Origin of the sequence: Pseudomonas sp. NMS19W (assembly GCF_051554255.1) — a bacterium.
Classification (GTDB): Bacteria; Pseudomonadota; Gammaproteobacteria; order Pseudomonadales; family Pseudomonadaceae; genus Aquipseudomonas; species Aquipseudomonas kribbensis.
The window spans coordinates 4,378,432-4,398,795 of the sequence record NZ_CP136718.1 but is presented as its reverse complement, the minus strand read 5'-3'; the positions used below and the strand labels follow the sequence as shown (position 1 = coordinate 4,398,795).

Here is a 20,364-nt window from a genome sequence, read left to right as displayed (position 1 = left end):
TCATTTCCATAGAACCTGCAAAGCATCGGCTTCACCTCTATGACCAAATTCCTTCATGACCAGTGAGCACGATTCGCAGGGCGGCATCGTGGTAGCGACGTCCACCGATTTCAGCTCAAGTGGATCGGTGTATTTCTCGCGAATCACGCGTATCAGCTTGCTTTCGCTGTCCAGAGAGGTAGGTCGGGCCGCCAGTGTGGGTGTGTAGGTATCGATGTTCTTGATAGTCAGCGGGACGGCTGCCAGGCGCCCTTTATCGGTCAGCTCCAGGTTTGTCTTGCCAACAACCAGGTTGAAGTCGACGTTGATGTAAGTCGTGTCGCCGATCTTTACATGATTGGCGCCCAGGTGCCGAAACAGGGGCAGGTGTTTGGTTGTGCCATGAGCGCCGGAAACACTGACGTAAACTTCTCGCACGCCTTTTGCGGTGATGACTTCGGCATAGGCAATGTTGCGAGCATTGTCTGTACGGTCAAATCGGCTCAGTAGATGTTGAAGTCTTTGCATTGTGTCTTCGATGCGCAGTGACGCGTTGGCAGAGGGTGGCTTGATCGTCGGTGAGAGAAACAGGGTGTCGAAAATTTCCGCTGTTCGCTGCCGTAAAGCCTCTGGAGCGTCCTTGCTTCGTGCCCACGTGGTAGCACCTTCGGCGCGCTTGGCCACGATCATTCGCGTCGTGTGGTCGAACATCAGTGCTTCACCGGGGCTGGTGTCCACCTTCAGCCATTTCATGCCGGCAGGCGGATTGGCGTTCGTGCCGAGTGGAATGGCGATGTCCTCCATGGTTTTCAAGGCGCGCTCTACCTCTGGAACCGTGTGGATCCGTGCCGTGTTGTTGGCATTGAGCGACCCGGTATAAACCGTCTTCAGTTCCTCCGCCAGTTCTACAGGCAGGGTTTGTGCCTTGCGTAAAACCAGAGGATCGGCAAGAGCCTGTCCGGGCAAGCGTTCGGCGACGTAAAAATCCCCGGCATTGAGGCGGGTGAATACATAGTGTTTCGAGTCATCTTTCGCTGGAACGATGATCGCTCCGACTTCAAGCGTATCGAACTTTTTTGAGCGATCGTAGGGCAGGCGAACCTTGATGCGCGCATAGATCCCCTTTTGAAACTCCAATGATGCATTGAGTTGTTTGTAGGTCTTGATGGCGCTTGTCAGTAATGGTCGAGATGAGATGGCCGGCGTGTAAAGGGTATCGCCGAACCAAGGCGCCCATCCCTTGCTTGTGTCTTGACTGTTCGGAAGAGGCGTCGGCGCTGGTGCCCGGGTGACATAGCTCGTTTTGCAAACATCGCTACCCGGTGCTCGTCGCACCCGGCAAGGTATGGATTTGAACATCGACGTTTCATCGATCAGGTCGGCGCGGCGCAATTGGTCGCCGTCCAGCCGATAAGGGATGTCATCAATCAACAACGTGGTTCGACCATCGACCTCCAGCACTTCACGAATGTGGGCGCTTTCCGGGATCTCGGCGAGCACGTGGGATTCAGAGGGTGGCAAGGACTTGAAGGTGGATTGGCCGTGGATCAGGTTTCCAGGGTTGTTGCTCAAACGCGGGCCATAGGGCAGAGACGTGGCAGGATCGACAAGGTGGAATCGACTCAGGTCTGTCGGACTGGTGTTGCGTATCAGGATGTCGTCTACGCCTTTGATGCTTGCCATTTGATCGCCGTGGGTCAGTGGTTTCCAGCGTCCGGGGTCTATGGCCTGTGGCATGTTGTGGATCAGACGGTAGTTGTCGACCTGCCCGGTCAGTCGGCGGATCCCTCCGAGACCCAGCCGGCCTGCAGCAAGCAACCCTTTACCGCTGCCGAGGGCAAGTGACTTCGCCAGTTTCGGGACGCCACTCAGCGGGTTGAGGTTTTTCAGTGAGGAAGTTATCAGCTTGCGCGAGAGGGTCGAGAAAGATGGCAGGCTGGCTTTGACCACTATGCCTGTGACGCTGGCACCGGCCCGGGCCAGTCGCACCGAGCCCGAGATGAACTTGCCTACAGGGAAGAGGAAAGACGCCAGATCGAGGAGTAATCCCAGAGCACCCATGACTTTTTTCCCGGTTTTCTCCGACGAGAGATCATCCATGCTGCCCCAGAACGGTACAAAGCTCTTCACGATTGTTTCGAGCACTGCAAGCCGTTTCTGGATTTTTGCCCGGGTGATATCGAAGGTCGTCATACCGCGGGCCTGAACGCGCAGATGCTTTTCATCGACGTAAAGAAAACGGGTGGCGATGTGGTCTGCCAGTGCAACCAGTCGGGAGGATTCCAGGCCTGTTCCCGCCGCGTCTTCAGCGGACGAGTCCCGCGATACACGGGCCACGACATCGAGGAATCCTACGTAGTACTGCCGAGCGGCAGGGGTGGAGCCATTGGCATGAGCATCCCAGTCGAGCAGTAGCGACGTGCTGTGTTTGCTTGAAAAGGTTTGTCCGGGGATGACCGCATGCAACGGAAACTCGGTGAACACTCCATTTATGGTCGAAAACCTCAGCCCGGTTCTCTGACGAATGAAACCGGCGCTCGGGATGACCTCGTAATAGCTGAACTGGCCGTCCAGTTGTACTTTCAATACGAAGCCTTTCCTCGCCAGAGGTTCTATATGAATGCCTGGTGTTTTTTTTGCGCGCAGTCCCAGCACCTCTACATCACCTTGTTCCAGCGTCCGGCGATCAGCCTGCGGCAGGGATACCAACAAACTGAGAATCAAGGTCTTGTACGCAGACCTGATGGTGGTCAGGTGCTTGTCGAACGCCGATGCAAACTCTGCGTTGACATCCGGGAGCGGTTTGCCGGAAAGGTTGCGGACGATCCCGCCGGAAAATATCCGCCGATAGGTACCGTCTATTTCGCGTTCCGAGAAAAAATACCGGTTTTTGTCCATGCGAAACGCTTCGAGGGTCCGCGTTTTTCCATCGGACTCGGTGAAAAACCATCGTTTGCCATCATCGAACTGCCCATCAGCATAGAGGTCCAGAAACCCGTACCCTTCCAATTTCAGTGTCGGCATGTCTCTGTGACCCAGAGCGGCCGGCGGATCGTCTCGCAGGAGTTTGCGTCCGTCCGTCCCCAGTACATGGGTGCCCAGAGCACTGTCTTTCATCCGCTTGGCCATCTGCAATCTGTCCGGCGGGCGCAGCTCCAGGGATTGCACAGCCTTGTTCAGGCTTTCACTCTGGCTTTCCAGCGCTGCCATGGCTCGTTCGATTTCCTCCCCGGTGTAGTCGTATGCCTCTCGTGGCTGAACGATGCCCATGCAGACTGCCCAGTCGAGTGCCGGGCCCAGTCTCAGGCGCGTAATTTTTTCAAGCTCCTCGGTTGAAGCGCTGGTGCTGCGCTCCAGAGGCAGATTGACGAGCTGTTGAAAGGAAAGCGGCTGCAATCGATCAAGGCCGAGTTCGTCAGCCAGCAGCACGCCATGCATGAAATTGACCCACACCATCGAGCTCTTGTAGCGAAGATCGGACGGAATATCGCCCACGGTGAAGTCTTTTGCCTCGTGTATGTACAGCACGTGGGCCAGCACGATTGCTTCTTTGCTGTCGGCAGCGCGCCGAGCTTTCAGCAAATGCTGTTCGAAAGCACTGCGCAGGGTCTGGTAGCTTTTGCCCCAGTGTGTCGGGTCTTGCCAACTGAAACCTTCGAGCGCATCCGGGTGATCGACCGAAGGTGCGCGCACATAGAGACGGATGGCTTTACACAAGAGTTGGTAGCGGATGGACGCAGGGGTCTGTTCGCCGGGGTTTGCACCGTACCACTTGAGTTGTTTCAACAGTTGCTCGGTCAGAGCCGTTGCCTGGGTCGAGTCGAGTATTTTCTGCAGCCATACCGACGGTGACGCGCGCAGTTGCTCGACTGACGCGTTCGAAAGGATGTCGGCGCCCAGATGCTTTATCAACGTGGACTGGCCGCTCATGAAGGTCGTTACGGTGTCGATGATCCGGGTATCGGTGATTTTTGCCATGTACATTTGCATAGGCATGGATAGCGCAAGTTCAGGCGATGCGCGTTCGAGCGCCTTGTAGCTTTTCTTTTCCCGTGCGTCGGGCTCGGGAACCAGGTCTTCGATGTCGGGGCCCTGATCAAGTCCCAATGCCTGTCTGGCACGAAACTCCTGGGTGTCCGGTGTGTCGGTTGTAGCGAGAGAGGTCGATGTCATACAGCACTCCGAGAGAACGTTTCCTGCCCTGAGAGGGAGGAACTGGAGTGCCAGTAAAACGCCGCCAGCCACTTGTACGGCGTTACATATGTATAACCCTGCGTTTGTACCGAATCAGGGCTGATCCGTCGCTTGCCGGAACCCCGAACGCCTCCTAGTCTTTGGAGGTTGGTCTGATAGAGACGGGCGATCAGGCAGTGACCACGCAAGGAATCCAATGAAACAAAAGCGGACTCTCGGAACGCCACGGTTGTTGGGCATCGTCTGGCCGTTCATCGCCGTCGTGTTGTTTCAAGCCTTGCTGGGAGGCGTGAGTCTTTACGTCCTGTCGGCCGTTCGCGGGTATGTGGCGGGGGAGAGTCTCTGGTCCAAGGGCCAGAAAGACGCGATCTATTACCTCAATCTGTATGCCGACAGCCGTGACGAGGCGATTTACCTCAAATACCAGAACGCGATCGCCGTGCCTCAGGGCGGCCATCAGTTGCGTCTGGCCCTGGACAAGCAACCACCCGACCTGCAAGCGGCGCGCGAAGGCATCCTCAAGGGCGGCAACCACCCGGACGATGTCTCCAGCCTGATCTGGCTGTACCTCAATTTTCGTCACTTCAGCTATCTGGAAACCGCCATCGACCGCTGGACGCTGGGCGACGCCTATCTGGTGGAGCTCGATGACGTGGCGCAGGAGATGCACCGGCGGATCACGGCCAATGCCGCCACCGATGCCGATATCCGGCGCTGGAAGGACCGGATCTTTGCGATCAACGATGGTGTGACACCCGCCGCCAAGGCGTTCAGCGATGCCCTGGGCGAAGGCTCGCGGGTAATCCTGCGCCTGCTGCTGTTCACCAACCTCGCCACGGCGCTGGGCCTGATTGTCCTGGCGCTGTTGCGCACCCGCAAACTGCTCAAACAGCGGCATGCCTTTGCCGAAGCCCTGCAACTGGAAAAGGACCGGGCCCATATCACCCTGCAATCGATTGGTGACGGGGTCATTACCACGGATGTGAGCGGTGCAATCGAATACATGAACCCGGCCGCCGAGGCCTTGACCCACTGGAAGGCTGAACAGGCAGCGGGTCTGCCGCTGGCGGCGCTGTTCAATCTGCTGGATGACAACGCCCAGACCGAAGGGCTGACCCTGATCGAACACATTCTGAGCGGGCAACTCAGCGGTGGCAGCGAGCACTCGAAACTGATCCAGCGGCTGGATGGCAGTACCGTCTCGGTGACCCTGGTCGGGGCGCCGATCCGCAATGCCGGCAAGGTCAGCGGGACGGTGCTGGTGTTGCACGACATGACCCAGGAGCGGCAATACATTGCCAATCTGTCGTGGCAGGCGACCCACGACGCGCTTACCGGCCTGGCCAACCGTCGCGAGTTCGAGTACCGCCTCGAACAGGCCTTGCACAATCTGACCCGCCAGCCCGGGCGACATGCGCTGATGTTCCTCGATCTCGATCAGTTCAAACTGGTCAACGACACCTGCGGGCACGCGGCGGGGGATGAGTTGCTGCGGCATATCTGTGCGTTGTTGCAATCCGGTCTGCGCGAGGGCGACACGCTGGCGCGGCTGGGGGGCGATGAGTTCGGCATTCTGCTGGAGAACTGCGCGCCGGAGGCGGCCGAGAAAATCGCCGAAGGGCTGCGTCAGACGGTGCAGAACCTGCATTTTGTCTGGAAGGGGCGGCCGTTCCTGACCACCGTCAGCATAGGCCTGGTACATGTCGCGCAAACCCCGACCACCCTCGAGGCCTCGCTGCGGGCGGCGGACATGGCCTGCTACATGGCCAAGGAAAAGGGCCGCAACCGGGTGCAGGTCTACCATGCCGACGATTCGGAACTGTCCCTGCGTTTCGGCGAGATGGCTTGGGTACAGCGCCTGCACATGGCCCTGGAGGAAAACCGCTTCTGTCTCTATGCCCAGGAAATCGCCCCGTTGGGTTCGGTGGCCGCTGGCGCGGGCGGGCACATCGAAATTCTGTTGCGCCTGCATGACGAGGCAGGGCGGATGATTCTGCCGGACAGTTTCATACCGGCAGCCGAACGTTATGGTTTGATGACTTCGCTGGATCGCTGGGTTGTGCAGAATGTATTTAAGGTCATTGCTCAATGTATTAACGAAGAGTGCGAGCGGCCTTTGGCGATGTGTGCGATTAATCTTTCAGGCATTACTATCGGAGATGACGCGTTCTTGCACTTTCTACGGGAACAGTTTGATAACTATTCCGTTCCTCCTGAAATGATTTGTTTTGAAATTACAGAAACCAGCGCCATTGCAAATCTTGGCAGTGCCATCCGATTTATTAATGAACTCAAGGGCTTGGGTTGTTACTTCTCGTTGGATGATTTTTGTGCCGGAATGTCTTCATTCGCTTATTTGAAACATTTGCCTGTAGACTTCCTGAAGATCGACGGGAGTTTCGTAAAGGATATGCTGGACGACCCGATTAACCGCGCTATGGTCGAAGTGATCAACCACATCGGGCATGTCATGGGTAAGCAGACAATTGCGGAGTTTGTCGAAACAGCCCAGATCGAGCAGGCATTGCTTGAAATCGGCGTTGATTACGCTCAGGGTTATGTCATCGAACGCCCGCAGTTGTTTACCTGCGACAGTTTGCAAAGTCGGCCCGCCAGACCGCAGCCGCTGTTGTTCAAGGCGCCTGGCACGTTCCGTTGAAGTCTCTTGCCGATCCTTACAATCACAAATCAAAAGGAGCCGAACAGTGATCGACACATTCAACCGAACCGGACCACTCATGGAAGCTGCAAGTTATCCTGCCTGGGCACAACAGTTGATCCAGGACTGCAGCGAGAGCAAACGCCGGGTTGTCGAACATGAACTTTACCTGCGCATGCGTGATAACAAGCTCAGCGCCAAGACCATGCGCCAGTACCTGATCGGGGGCTGGCCTGTCGTTGAGCAATTCGCGTTGTACATGGCGCAGAATCTCACCAAGACCAAGTTCGCCCGTCATCCGGGTGAAGACATGGCGCGGCGTTGGCTGATGCGCAACATCCGCGTCGAACTCAATCACGCCGATTACTGGTTGAACTGGAGCCGAGCCCATGGCGTAAGCCTGGAAGACCTGCAGGCCCAGCAAGTGCCACCGGAGCTGCATGCGCTGAGTCACTGGTGCTGGCACACCAGTTCGGCGGATTCGTTGATCGTGGCCATTGCCGCCACCAACTATGCGATCGAAGGCGCGACCGGGGAGTGGTCGGCGCTGGTCTGCTCGACCGGTGTGTATGCCGCCGCGTTCCCCGAAGAGGATCGCAAGCGGGCGATGAAGTGGCTGAAGATGCACGCCCAGTACGATGACGCCCACCCCTGGGAGGCGCTGGAAATCATCTGCACCCTGGCTGGCATGAACCCGAGCAAAGCCTTGCAGACGGAGCTGCGCCAGGCTGTGTGCAAGAGCTACGACTACATGTATCTGTTCCTTGAACGCTGCATGCAGTTGGAGTTGACGGAGCGGGTGCTGGTCGGGCGCGAGCGGCGGGCGCTGGTCGAGAGCTAGTACGACGACCTCAATGAAAAACGGGAGCCCATGTGCTCCCGTTCTTGTTTGGCAGAGTCGGTTCAGCCGGCCATTGTCAGGCGATTGCGTCCTTCGCGCTTGGCCACGTACAGCGCGCTGTCGGCGCGGCGCAGCAGGCTGTCGGCGGACTCGCCCGGCAGCAGGGTCGAGCAGCCGAGGCTCACGGTCAGTTCGATCAACTGGCCATCGGCGTAATAGTCCTGGGCCTGCGCTGCATAGCGCAGACGTTCGCCGACCATCGCGGCGGCTTCGCGGCTGGTGTTGGACAGCAGGATCAGGAATTCTTCCCCGCCATAACGAAACACCATGTCGACGTTGCGCAACTGGTCCTTGATCGACGCTGCGACGGCTTTGAGCACTTCATCGCCGGCCGTGTGACCATGGCTGTCGTTGACCTGTTTGAAATGATCGATGTCCAGCATCAGCAACGACAGCGGTTGCAGGTGTCGACGGGACATCTCGATTTCCCGCTGCAGGGTCTGCTCCATGGCGATGCGGTTGCCGGCGCCGGTCAGTGGATCGCGCAGGGCGGTCTGCGTCGCAACGCGGTAGAGCAGCGCATTGCGCATCGGGTAAAGCAGGGATGACAGAAGCGATTCCAGATTGCCCAGTTCCTGCTCGCTGAATCGCTGGTTGCGGCGGAACACCAGCTCGCCCATGTGCTCGCCATCGTGGCTGAGGCTGTAGCTGGCCGAGTGATGACCGCGGGCACCGAACTCCAGGCGCAAGTCACTGCCGCTGTGCACGTAGCTCAAGGCGTCGAGCGGTACCAGGCGCTGAACTTCGCGGAAAAACAGACCCAGGATGCGTTGAGGCTCAAGGCTGGTTTGCAGTTGCAGGCTCATTTGCTGGCGCAATTGCGCCAGGCTGACAGGTCGCTGCAGCAGCGGAGGCAGTTGACCAAAGCCCAGGCGTTGCAATTTGGCACTGTCGAAGTCAATTGCAGTGGTCTGGGAGGGTGATTTCATATGGCGTGAGCCCCTAAGCAGTAAGTCTGTCTTACAGGCTGGGTGAGAGCGGCTATGGGCTGCGCGTCATACTGATCCATCAGTCCCGTAGGACATTTGGCACAAGTTTAGTCTGCCCGATGACGATTAGTCAGCTATCGAAATCAGGCCTTGCCCGACTGCCTTCACTCGGCGTGCTTTGAGGGAATGTAGAGCGAAAGTCGTGCCACTCAGTTCAGGTTTTATTAAAACCTTTGAGAATCAAAGAGTTGAATTAATAGCGTGAAATCGAGTGGTGGTAATTTGACTGAAACGGGCCTGCGCAAAGCCGCAAATGTATGCCGCGACGGGAATCCGCCGCGGCAACAAAAGCGACGTATGGCATTACTGGGCGTTGAATGCCTGGCCGTTGATGCCCGTGCTGTCCGGACCCATCAGGTACAGATAGACCGGCATGATCTCTTCCGGCGTCGGGTTGTTCAGCGGGTTTTCCCCGGGTACGCCTGGGCGCGCATGCTGGTGCGGGTGCCGCCCGGGTTGATGCTGTTGGAGCGTACTGGCGCCACGCCGTCGACTTCATCGGCCAGGGTTTGCATCAAACCCTCGGTGGCAAACTTGGAGACGCCATAGGCGCCCCAGTAGGCGCGTCCCTTGCGACCGACGCTGCTGGAGGTGAACACCACCGAGGCGTCCTGGGACAGTTTGAGCAGCGGCAGCAGGGTGCTGGTCAGCATGAACATCGCATTGACGTTGACCCGCATGACGCGCATGAAATTTTCACCGGACAGCTGTTCGATCGGCGTACGCGGGCCAATGATCGAGGCGTTGTGCAGCAGGCCGTCGAGGTGGCCGAACTCGGACTCGATCATCGCTGCCAGCTCATCGTATTGATGGGGCAGGGCGGTTTCGAGGTTGAACGGGATCACCGCCGGCTGCGGATGCCCGGCCGCTTCGATCTCGTCGTAGACCTGGGTCAGATTGGCTTCGGTCTTGCCCAGCAGCAGCACGGTCGCGCCGTGGGCCGCGTAAGTTTTCGCGGCGGCGGCGCCGATGCCGCGACCGGCACCGGTGACCAGAATGACCCGATCCTTGAGCAATTCGGGGCGAGCGGAATAATCAAACATAAAAACCTCTAATCCATTAACTTCTGATCGTTCCCACGACCGGCATGGGAATGGAGCGGGCCCGAGTCAGCAACTGCACAGCGCGTTATCGATCACCTTGCGCAACTCCTGCGGGTGATCCACCACCACGTCCGCGCCCCAGTGTCGAGGATTGTCGTCCGGGTGAATGTAGCCATAGGTCACGGCGGCAGTCTTGGTGCCCGCGTCACGGCCGGATTCGATATCGCGCAGATCATCGCCCACAAACAGAACGGTCGACGGATCCAGATCAAGCATCTTGCAGGCAAGCTCCAGCATCTCGGGATCCGGTTTGCTGTTCTTCACGTGATCCGGGCAGATCAGCAGGGCCGAGCGCTCGGCCAGCCCCAGTTGCTGCATGATCGGCTCGGCGAAGCGCAGCGGCTTGTTGGTGACCACGCCCCAGATGAGGTTGGCTTTCTCGATATCGGCCAGCAGCTCGCCCATGCCATCGAACAACTTGCTGTGCACGGCACAGCCCGCCAGATAACGTTCAAGGAACTCCAGACGCAATTCCTCGAAGCCCGGCGACTCCGGGTCCATCGAGAACGTCACCGCGACCATGGCCTTGGCACCGCCGGAGATTTCGTCGCGGATATGCTTGTCGTTCATCGGCGGCAAACCACGATCCGCGCGCATCGCCTGGCAAATCGCGATGAAATCCGGCGCGGTGTCGAGCAGGGTGCCGTCCATGTCGAAAAGGACTGCTCTGATGGCCATCGGCTTATTCCTCGCGCAGGGTCTGGATCATGTAGTTGACGTCAACGTCCGCCGCCAGCTTGTAGTGCTTGGTCAGCGGGTTGTAGGTCAGGCCGATGATGTCCTTGACGGTGAGGCCGGCCATGCGGCTCCAGGCGCCGAGTTCGGACGGGCGGATGAATTTCTTGAAGTCGTGGGTGCCGCGCGGCAGTAGCTTCATGATGTATTCGGCGCCGACGATGGCGAACAGGTACGCCTTCGGGTTGCGGTTGATGGTGGAGAAGAACACCTGGCCGCCGGGCTTGACCATGCGGAAGCAGGCGCGGATCACCGAGGATGGATCCGGTACGTGTTCGAGCATTTCCAGGCAGGTGACGACGTCGAACTGCTCGGGCATTTCTTCGGCCAGGGCTTCGGCGGTGATCTGCCGGTACTCGACGTTCACACCGGATTCCAGCTGATGCAGTTGTGCGACCGCCAGCGGCGCTTCGCCCATGTCGATGCCGGTCACGGTCGCGCCGCGCTGGGCCATGGCTTCGCTGAGGATACCGCCGCCGCAACCGACGTCGAGGACTTTCTTGCCGGCCAGGTTGACGCGCTCGTCAATCCAGTTGACCCGCAGCGGGTTGATGTCGTGCAGCGGTTTGAACTCGCTTTCGCGGTCCCACCAGCGATGGGCCAGGGCTTCGAATTTGGCGATTTCGGCGTGGTCGACGTTACTCATGATTCAATCCTCTAAAACTTGAAAAAGGCTGTAGCCCCGGAGTTTGCCCCGGGGTGTTTACGATTCGGTGTGGCCGCTGATGCGTCGGCCCCAGGCCCGGGCGGTTTCGCCGAGCTGTTGTTCGTCGAGGCGCGTCAGGCGCCGGTCGTCGAGCAGTTGCTTGCCGGCAACCCACAGGTGTTTCACACAGTCCCGGCCGGTGGCGTAAATAAGTTGCGAGACCGGGTCATAGACCGGTTGCTGGGCCAGACCGGACAGGTCGAACGCGACAATGTCCGCGGCCTTGCCGAGTTCCAGGGAGCCGGTCTCGGCTTCGATCCCCAAGGCCCGTGCGCCGTTCAGCGTGGCCATGCGCAGCGCTCGATGGGCGTCCAGCGCGGTGGCCGAGCCGGCGACAGCTTTGGCCAGCAGCGCAGCGGTACGGGTTTCGCCCAGCAGGTCCAGGTCATTGTTGCTCGCCGCGCCATCGGTGCCGACCGCCACGTTGATCCCGGCCTGCCACAGGCGTTCTACCGGGCAGAAGCCGCTGGCCAGTTTCAGGTTCGACTCCGGGCAGTGGATCACGCTGGTGTTGCTTTCTACCAGCAACGCCAGGTCGTCATCGCTGATCTGGGTCATGTGCACGGCCTGGAAGCGCGGGCCGAGCAGGCCGAGTCGACCGAGGCGGGCCAGCGGGCGTTCGCCGCGCTGTTCGACCGCTTGCTGCACTTCGAAGGCGGTCTCGTGGACGTGCATGTGGATCGAAGCGTCCAGCTCCTCGGCGATCACGCGGATTTTTTCCAGGTTCTCATCACCAACGGTGTAGGGTGCATGAGGGCCGAAAGTGATCTTGATGCGTTCGTGATGCTTCAGGTCGCCGAACAGTTCGACGCCCTGACGAATGGCTTCATCGGCGCTGGCAGCGCCCGGAATCGGGAAATCGAGGATCGGAATGGCGATCTGCGCACGGATTCCGCTGTTGTGCACGCGTTCGCTGGCAACCTTCGGGAAGAAATACATGTCCGAAAAACAGGTGATGCCACCTTTTATCTGCTCGGCGATGGCCAGGTCGGTGCCGTCACGGACGAAATCTTCATCGACCCATTTGCCCTCGGCCGGCCAGATGTGGTTTTCCAGCCAGGTCATCAACGGCAGATCGTCGGCGAGGCCGCGGAACAGGGTCATGGCGGCATGGCCATGAGCATTGATCAGGCCGGGGGCGAGCAGCACGTCCGGCAATTCGCGGACTTCGGCGGCGTTACACTTCAAGGCTTCGGCGCGCGGGCCGATGAACACGATGCGACCGTCGCGGATGCCCAGGCCATGCTCCTTGAGCACAACGCCTGCGGGTTCGACGGGTACCAGCCAGGTCGGCAGCAATAATAAGTCGAGCGCAATGGCAGGTTTCGGCATCGAGGGTCGGTTCCAGTGCTTTTGTAAAGGATGGCGAAGTATACCCGAGCGTCTTCGCGGGGGGATCGCTATAATCGGCGGCTTTTGTTCATGAGTGCGGGGTGAGGGATGCGCGATCGACTGTTGGCTGCGGAGAAAGTGAAGGCCATCGATTGGCGTGATGGCGCGCTCCACCTGCTGGATCAGCGCGTTTTGCCGTTCGAGGAAAACTGGATCGCCTATACCAGCGCCGCTGGCGTGGCCGAAGCGATTCGCTCGATGGTGGTGCGCGGTGCGCCGGCCATCGGCATCAGTGCCGCGTACGGCATCGTGCTGGCGGCCCGTGCCCGGATCGCCGAAGGTGGCGACTGGTACGCGGCGCTGGAAGAGGATTTCATGCTGCTGGCCGATTCCCGTCCGACGGCGGTCAACCTGTTCTGGGCATTGAACCGCATGCACGACCGGCTGGATCGCCTGAAGGACAACGCCGATCCGCTGGAGGCGCTCGAAGCCGAGGCCATCGCCATTCATGAAAGCGATCGCGAAGCCAACCTGACCATGGCCCAGCTTGGTGTCGACCTGATCCGCAAACATCAGGGCAATGCCCAGGCGATTCTCACGCATTGCAATACCGGTGCTCTGGCCACTGGTGGTTTCGGCACGGCACTCGGGGTGATCCGTGCCGCCTTCATCGAGGGTATGGTCGAGCGCGTCTACGCCGACGAAACCCGGCCGTGGCTGCAGGGTTCGCGCCTGACCGCGTGGGAACTGGCCAACGAAGGCATTCCGGTGACCCTCAACGCCGACTCCGCTGCCGCGCACATCATGAAAACCAAGGGCGTGACCTGGGTGATCGTCGGCGCCGACCGGATCACCGCCAACGGCGACGTGGCGAACAAGATCGGCACCTATCAACTGGCGGTCAACGCCATGCACCACGGCGTGCGCTTCATGGTGGTGGCGCCGAGTTCGACCATCGACATGAACCTGGCCAGTGGTGATGACATCCCGATCGAAGAGCGCGACGGCGCCGAACTGCTGGAAGTCGGCGGCAAGCGTGTCGGGGCAGACGTGGAGGCGTTCAATCCGGTGTTCGACGTGACGCCGGCGGACCTGATCGATGCGATCGTCACCGAAAAAGGCATCGTCGAGCGTCCGGACACCGCGAAAATGGCCCAGCTGATGTGCCGCAAACGCCTGCATTAAGGGTGTTCACCGCCCGGTAAGCTGCCATCGCTCCCACAGGTTCTGTACCAGGAATGGCCCCTGTGGGAGCTGGCTTGCCAGCGATGAGGCCCTGAAAGTCAATAAACATCCGCAATTTCGTCTCGAAAATTGCATTCAGAGAAGCTCTGAGCCTCTCTCGTCCCCGTTAAGCCTGTCATCGGTCATCTAACTATGCTCCATGCGCATCTGGGGGATAGGTGCGTGGCGGCTCTTGTGATAACATCCGGCGTTTTCCGAGGCAGTCCCACGGGGTTGTCTTCACTGCGCAAATCCAGGGTCAACTTGTCGATTTGTCGTAAGTCGGCGCATGGCACTCGGCCTGCATCGACGAGCTTCGTGCGTCCCCTATGGATATGGCGAAGTTTCACCAGAAAAAGGAATCAGGCTTCTCATGGGCGAACTGGCCAAAGAAATCCTCCCGGTCAATATCGAAGACGAGCTGAAACAGTCCTATCTCGATTACGCAATGAGCGTGATCGTCGGCCGTGCACTGCCGGATGCGCGCGATGGCTTGAAGCCCGTGCACCGTCGCGTGCTGTTCGCGATGAGCGAGCTGGGCAACGACTTCAACAAGCCGTACAAGAAATCTGCCCGTGTCGTCGGTGACGTGATCGGTAAGTATCACCCGCACGGTGATACCGCGGTGTACGACACCATCGTTCGTATGGCGCAGCCATTCTCGCTGCGTTATCTGCTGGTGGACGGTCAGGGCAACTTCGGTTCGGTGGACGGCGACAACGCCGCGGCCATGCGATACACCGAAGTGCGCATGACCAAGCTGGCGCACGAGCTGCTGGCCGACCTGCACAAGGAAACCGTGGACTGGGTGCCGAACTACGACGGCACCGAACTGATCCCGGCGGTCATGCCGACCCGCGTGCCGAACCTGCTGGTCAACGGTTCCAGCGGTATCGCCGTGGGCATGGCGACCAACATTCCGCCGCACAACCTCGGTGAAGTCATCGACGGTTGCCTGGCCCTCATCGACAATCCCGAGCTGACCGTCGATGAGCTGATGCAATACATCCCCGGTCCGGACTTCCCGACCGCTGCGATCATCAACGGTCGCGCCGGCATCATCGAAGCCTACCGCACCGGCCGTGGCCGCATTTACATGCGCGCCCGTTCGATCATCGAAGACATCGACAAGGTCGGTGGCCGTCAGCAGATCGTCATCACCGAGCTGCCTTACCAGCTGAACAAGGCGCGTCTGATCGAGAAGATCGCCGAGCTGGTAAAAGAGAAGAAACTCGAAGGCATCACCGAACTGCGCGACGAGTCCGACAAGGACGGTATGCGCGTCGTGATCGAACTGCGTCGCGGCGAAGTGCCTGAGGTGATCCTCAACAACCTCTACGCCCAGACCCAGCTGCAGTCGGTATTCGGCATCAACATCGTGGCGCTGATCGACGGTCGTCCGCGAATCCTGAACCTCAAGGATCTGCTGGAAGCCTTCGTCCGTCACCGTCGCGAAGTGGTTACCCGCCGTACCGTGTTCGAACTGCGCAAGGCCCGCGAGCGTGGTCACATCCTCGAAGGTCAGGCCGTCGCCCTGTCGAACATCGACCCGGTGATCGCGCTGATCAAGGCTTCGCCGACCCCGTCGGAAGCGAAAGAAGCGCTGGTCAGCACGCCGTGGGAATCCAGTGCGGTGATGACCATGGTCGAGCGCGCCGGTGCCGATTCGTGCCGTCCGGAAAACCTCGATCCGCAATACGGTCTGCGCGACGGCAAGTACTTCCTGTCGCCGGAACAGGCACAAGCCATTCTGGAACTGCGTCTGCACCGCCTGACCGGCCTGGAACACGAAAAGCTGCTGGCCGAGTATCAAGAAATCCTCAACCAGATCGGCGAGCTGATCCGCATCCTCAACAGCGCCACGCGTCTGATGGAAGTGATCCGCGAAGAGCTGGAAGTGATCCGCGCCGAATACGGCGACGTGCGCCGCACCGAGATTCTCGATGCACGCCTCGACCTGACCCTGGGCGACATGATCCCGGAAGAAGAGCGCGTCGTGACCATCTCCCACGGCGGTTATGCCAAGACCCAGCCACTGGCTGCGTACCAGGCTCAGCGTCGTGGCGGTAAAGGCAAGTCGGCGACCGGCGTGAAGGATGAGGACTACATCGCTCACCTGCTGGTCGCCAACAGCCACACCACGCTGTTGCTGTTCTCCAGCAAGGGCAAGGTGTACTGGCTCAAGACCTACGAGATTCCGGAAGCGTCCCGCGCCGCCCGTGGTCGTCCGCTGGTCAACCTGTTGCCGCTGGATGACGGTGAATACATCACCACCATGCTGCCGGTCGATCTCGAAGCCATGAAGCGTCAGGCTGATGAAGAAGAAGCCGAAGGCGCCGAGGCAGATGTAGAAGACATCGAAAACAGCAACGAAACCGAAGAAGAGCGCCGCGCGCGCATCAAGGCTGCCGACCGCAAGAAGGCACCGTTCATCTTCATGTCGACCGCCAACGGTACCGTCAAGAAGACCCCGCTGGTGGCCTTCAGTCGTCAGCGCAGCGTCGGTCTGATCGCGCTGGAGCTGGACGAAGGCGATATCCTGATCTCCGCTGCCATCACCGATGGCGAGCAGGAAATCATGCTGTTCTCCGACGGCGGCAAGGTGACGCGCTTCAAGGAATCCGAAGTTCGTGCCATGGGCCGTACCGCTCGCGGTGTGCGTGGCATGCGTCTGCCGGAAGGGCAGAAGCTGATTTCCATGCTGATTCCGGAAGAGGGCAGCCAGATCCTGACGGCTTCCGAGCGTGGCTACGGCAAGCGCACGGCGATCACCGAATTCCCTGAGTACAAACGTGGCGGTCAGGGCGTAATCGCCATGGTCAGCAACGAGCGTAACGGCCGTCTGGTCGGCGCGGTTCAGGTGCAGGACGGTGAAGAAATCATGCTGATTTCCGACCAGGGCACGCTGGTGCGTACCCGTGTCGACGAAGTCTCCAGTCTGGGTCGTAACACCCAGGGTGTGACCCTGATCAAACTGGCCAAGGATGAAACCCTGGTCGGTCTGGAGCGGGTCCAGGAGCCGTCGGAAGTCGAGGGCGAAGAGTTTGAAGGTGAAGAAGGTGTCGAGCTGGAAGAAGGCGTGATCGGCGCCGAACCGGACGATGCAGTCGACAACCTGCAGGCGGACGCCGCAGACGAAGAAGAGTCGCAAGACTAACCAAATCGTAGCAGGGCAGAGTGTTTGCTCTGTCCGCTACCGTGATTGCATAGCGAGAGTGGATGTGAGCAAACGAGCCTTTAACTTCTGCGCAGGTCCCGCTGCGCTGCCTGAAGCTGTCCTGTTGCGTGCCCAGTCCGAGATGCTCGACTGGCACGGCAAGGGTCTGTCGGTCATGGAGATGAGCCATCGTAGCGACGACTACGTGGCCATCGCCGAAAAAGCCGAACAGGACCTGCGCGACCTGCTGTCCATCCCCTCCAACTACAAAGTGCTGTTCCTGCAGGGCGGCGCGAGCCAGCAGTTCGCCGAGATTCCGCTGAACCTGCTGCCCGAGAACGGCACTGCCGACTATGTCGAGACTGGCATCTGGTCGAAAAAAGCCATCGAGGAAGCGCGTCGCTTCGGCAACATCAATGTTGCCGCCAGCGCCAAGCCTTATGACTACCTGGCCATTCCTGGTCAGAACGAATGGAAGCTGACCCCGGGTGCGTCCTATCTGCACTATGCGTCCAACGAAACCATCGGCGGCCTGCAGTTCGACTGGGTTCCCGAGGCTGGTGACGTTCCGCTGGTGGTCGACATGTCCTCCGATATCCTCTCGCGTCCGATCGATGTGTCGCAGTACGGCCTGATCTACGCCGGCGCGCAAAAGAACATCGGCCCGAGCGGTCTGGTCGTAGTGATCGTCCGTGAAGACTTGCTGGGCCGTGCCCGCAGTTCGTGCCCGACCATGCTCGACTACAAGATCTCGGCCGACAACGGTTCGATGTACAACACCCCGGCCACCTATTCCTGGTACCTCTCGGGCCTGGTCTTCGAGTGGCTGAAGGAGCAGGGCGGCGTCGCCGCGATGGAGCAGCGCAACAAGGCGAAGAAAGACCGCCTGTATGGCTTCATCGACAATAGCGACTTCTACACCAACCCGATCAGCGTCAACGCCCGCTCCTGGATGAACGTGCCGTTCCGTCTGGCTGACGAGCGTCTGGACAAGGCGTTCCTGGCCGGCGCCGACGCCCGCGGCCTGCTCAACCTCAAGGGCCATCGTTCGGTCGGCGGCATGCGTGCCTCGATCTACAACGCCCTGGGCCTGGATGCGGTTGAAGCGCTGGTCGGCTACATGGCTGAGTTCGAGAAGGAGCATTCCTGATGTCCGAGCAGGAACTCAAGGCGCTGCGCGTTCGCATCGATAACCTTGATGAGAAGATCCTCCAGCTGATCAGCGATCGCGCTCGCTGCGCCGAAGAGGTTGCCCGGGTCAAGATGGCCAGTCTGGCCGAAGGCGAGCAGCCGGTGTTCTATCGTCCCGAGCGTGAGGCGCAGGTCCTCAAGCGCGTGATGGAACGCAACAAGGGGCCACTGGGCAACGAAGAAATGGCGCGGCTGTTCCGCGAAATCATGTCTTCGTGCCTCGCCCTCGAGAACCCGCTGAAAGTGGCCTACCTTGGTCCGGAAGGCACCTTCACCCAGGCGGCGGCCATGAAACACTTCGGTCACGCAGTGATCAGCAAGCCGATGGCGGCGATCGACGAAGTGTTCCGTGAAGTGGCGGCCGGTGCGGTGAATTTTGGCGTGGTGCCGGTGGAGAACTCCACTGAAGGCGCGGTCAACCACACCCTCGACAGCTTCCTCGAGCACGACATGGTGATCTGTGGCGAAGTCGAGCTGCGGATTCACCATCATCTGCTGGTCGGTGAAAACACCAAGACCGACAGCATCAGCCGCATCTATTCCCACGCCCAGTCGCTGGCCCAGTGCCGCAAATGGCTGGACGCCCATTATCCGAATGTCGAGCGCGTGGCGGTTTCCAGCAACGCCGAAGCGGCCAAGCGGGTCAAGGGTGAGTGGAATTCAGCGGCGATCGCCGGTGACATGGCGGCCGGGCTGTATGGCCTGACCCGTCTGGCCGAGAAGATCGAGGATCGTCCGGACAACTCCACGCGCTTCCTGATGATCGGTAACCAGGAAGTGCCGCCGACCGGCGACGACAAGACCTCGATCATTGTGTCCATGAGCAACAAGCCCGGCGCGCTCCATGAGCTGCTGGTGCCGTTCCATGACAACGGGATCGACCTGACCCGGATCGAAACCCGTCCGTCGCGCAGCGGTAAATGGACCTACGTGTTCTTCATCGACTTCGTCGGCCATCACCGTGATCCGCTGATCAAGGGTGTGCTGGAAAAGATCAGTCAGGAAGCAGTAGCACTCAAGGTGCTGGGTTCCTACCCGAAAGCAGTTCTTTAAGGGGCGGTAGCAAATGAGTGGCAACTTCCTCGCTCTGGCACAGCCGGGCGTGCAACAACTTTCGCCATACGTGCCGGGCAAGCCCGTGGACGAGTTGGCGCGCGAGCTGGATCTGGATCCGGCAAGCATCGTCAAACTGGCGAGCAACGAAAACCCGCTGGGCGCGAGCCCGAAAGCGCTGGCCGCAATCCGCGAAGCGCTGGACGAGCTGACCCGTTATCCAGATGGTAACGGTTTTGCCCTGAAGTCCCTGCTGGCCGAGCAGTGCCGTGTCGAGCTGAACCAGGTGACCCTGGGCAACGGCTCCAACGACATTCTCGAGCTGGTGGCGCGCGCCTATCTGGCGCCGGGCCTGAACGCAGTGTTCAGTGAGCACGCGTTCGCGGTCTATCCGATCGCGACCCAGGCGGTCGGTGCGCAGGCCAAGGTCGTTCCGGCCAAGGATTGGGGGCATGACCTGCCGGCGATGCTGGCGGCCATCGACGCCAACACTCGCGTCGTGTTCATCGCCAACCCGAACAACCCGACCGGCACCTGGTTCGGCGCCGAAGCGCTGGACGAGTTCCTGCAGGACGTGCCGGAGCATGTGCTGGTGGTGCTGGACGAGGCCTACATCGAATACGCCGAGGGCAGCGATCTGCCGGATGGTCTGGATTTCCTCGCGGCTTACCCGAACCTGCTGGTCTCGCGCACCTTCTCCAAGGCCTATGGTCTGGCGGCGCTGCGTGTTGGCTACGGCTTGTCCACGCCAGTCGTGGCGGACGTGCTGAACCGCGTACGTCAGCCGTTCAACGTCAACAGCCTGGCGTTGGCCGCGGCGTGTGCGGCGCTGAAGGACGAGGAATATCTGGCGCAGAGCCGTCAGCTCAACGAGTCCGGCATGCAACAGCTGGAAGCGGGTTTCCGCGAGTTGGACCTGAGCTGGATTCCGTCCAAGGGCAACTTTATCTGTGTCGACCTCGGTCAAGTGGCGGCTCCGGTGTTCCAGGGTCTGCTGCGCGAGGGCGTGATCGTGCGTCCGGTGGCCAACTACGGCATGCCGAACCATCTGCGGGTGACCATCGGTCTGCCGGCGGAAAACAGCCGCTTCCTCGAAGCGCTGCGCAAGGTTCTGGCTCGTGGGTGATGTCACTGCGCTGCA

The 20,364-nt window shown here is 59.9% G+C and carries 12 protein-coding genes and 1 pseudogene; 7 read left to right on the top strand and 6 right to left on the bottom strand.

Annotation, left to right across the window (positions count from 1 at the left end; all coding sequences use genetic code 11):
- Complete coding sequence (locus R1A29_RS20010; protein ID WP_438299356.1) at nt 1-4,152, bottom strand: hypothetical protein; 4,152 nt, start codon at nt 4,150-4,152, stop codon at nt 1-3.
- A 217-nt stretch (nt 4,153-4,369) separates the two neighbouring features.
- Here R1A29_RS20010 and R1A29_RS20005 point away from each other — a divergent pair, with 217 nt between their 5' ends.
- Both R1A29_RS20005 and R1A29_RS20000 read left to right on the top strand, forming a co-directional pair.
- Nucleotides 4,370-6,832: an EAL domain-containing protein gene (locus R1A29_RS20005; RefSeq protein ID WP_438299355.1), complete on the top strand. Its 2,463-nt coding sequence runs from the start codon at nt 4,370-4,372 to the stop codon at nt 6,830-6,832.
- 79 nt (nt 6,833-6,911) lie between these two features.
- A complete protein-coding gene (locus R1A29_RS20000; RefSeq protein ID WP_438299354.1) occupies nt 6,912-7,673 on the top strand; it encodes a TenA family transcriptional regulator in 762 nt (253 codons plus the stop codon).
- Nucleotides 7,674-7,735: 62 nt separating this feature from the next.
- On the opposite strand, the gene R1A29_RS19995 is transcribed toward R1A29_RS20000, so the two are convergent.
- The 5 genes and pseudogenes from R1A29_RS19995 to R1A29_RS19975 all read right to left on the bottom strand — a co-directional run bounded on the left by R1A29_RS19995 (nt 7,736) and on the right by R1A29_RS19975 (nt 12,598).
- Nucleotides 7,736-8,662: a GGDEF domain-containing protein gene (locus R1A29_RS19995; RefSeq protein ID WP_085710825.1), complete on the bottom strand. Its 927-nt coding sequence runs from the start codon at nt 8,660-8,662 to the stop codon at nt 7,736-7,738.
- 363 nt (nt 8,663-9,025) lie between these two features.
- Nucleotides 9,026-9,765 (bottom strand): annotated as a pseudogene (locus R1A29_RS19990) (YciK family oxidoreductase).
- A gap of 66 nt (nt 9,766-9,831) precedes the next feature.
- Nucleotides 9,832-10,503, bottom strand: coding sequence for an N-acetylmuramic acid 6-phosphate phosphatase MupP (gene mupP, locus R1A29_RS19985; RefSeq protein WP_134827711.1), 672 nt, complete (start codon nt 10,501-10,503; stop codon nt 9,832-9,834).
- Nucleotides 10,504-10,507: 4 nt separating this feature from the next.
- Nucleotides 10,508-11,206 (bottom strand): bifunctional 2-polyprenyl-6-hydroxyphenol methylase/3-demethylubiquinol 3-O-methyltransferase UbiG, encoded by a 699-nt coding sequence (ubiG, locus tag R1A29_RS19980; protein WP_007950906.1) that lies wholly within the window; start codon nt 11,204-11,206, stop codon nt 10,508-10,510.
- 57 nt (nt 11,207-11,263) lie between these two features.
- Complete coding sequence (locus tag R1A29_RS19975; RefSeq protein ID WP_438299353.1) at nt 11,264-12,598, bottom strand: TRZ/ATZ family hydrolase; 1,335 nt, start codon at nt 12,596-12,598, stop codon at nt 11,264-11,266.
- Between the two features lie 108 nt (nt 12,599-12,706).
- Between R1A29_RS19975 and mtnA the strand changes: the two genes are divergently transcribed.
- The 5 genes from mtnA (at nt 12,707) to hisC (ending at nt 20,349) form a co-directional block, all read left to right on the top strand.
- Nucleotides 12,707-13,783, top strand: a complete 1,077-nt coding sequence (gene mtnA, locus R1A29_RS19970; protein WP_114884665.1) for an S-methyl-5-thioribose-1-phosphate isomerase — start codon at nt 12,707-12,709, stop codon at nt 13,781-13,783.
- 412 nt (nt 13,784-14,195) lie between these two features.
- Entirely contained in the window at nt 14,196-16,979 is a 2,784-nt protein-coding gene (gyrA, locus tag R1A29_RS19965) for a DNA gyrase subunit A (protein ID WP_114884663.1), read from the top strand.
- Between the two features lie 64 nt (nt 16,980-17,043).
- Nucleotides 17,044-18,129 (top strand): 3-phosphoserine/phosphohydroxythreonine transaminase, encoded by a 1,086-nt coding sequence (gene serC / locus R1A29_RS19960; RefSeq protein WP_265813616.1) that lies wholly within the window; start codon nt 17,044-17,046, stop codon nt 18,127-18,129.
- Nucleotides 18,129-19,223 carry a prephenate dehydratase gene (gene pheA, locus R1A29_RS19955; RefSeq protein WP_007950913.1) on the top strand — a complete coding sequence of 365 codons (1,095 nt, stop codon included), beginning with the start codon at nt 18,129-18,131 and terminating at the stop codon, nt 19,221-19,223. The genes serC and pheA overlap by 1 nt, the downstream gene beginning before the upstream one ends.
- A gap of 13 nt (nt 19,224-19,236) precedes the next feature.
- Complete coding sequence (gene hisC, locus R1A29_RS19950; protein ID WP_438299352.1) at nt 19,237-20,349, top strand: histidinol-phosphate transaminase; 1,113 nt, start codon at nt 19,237-19,239, stop codon at nt 20,347-20,349.
- Nucleotides 20,350-20,364 lie beyond the last annotated feature (15 nt).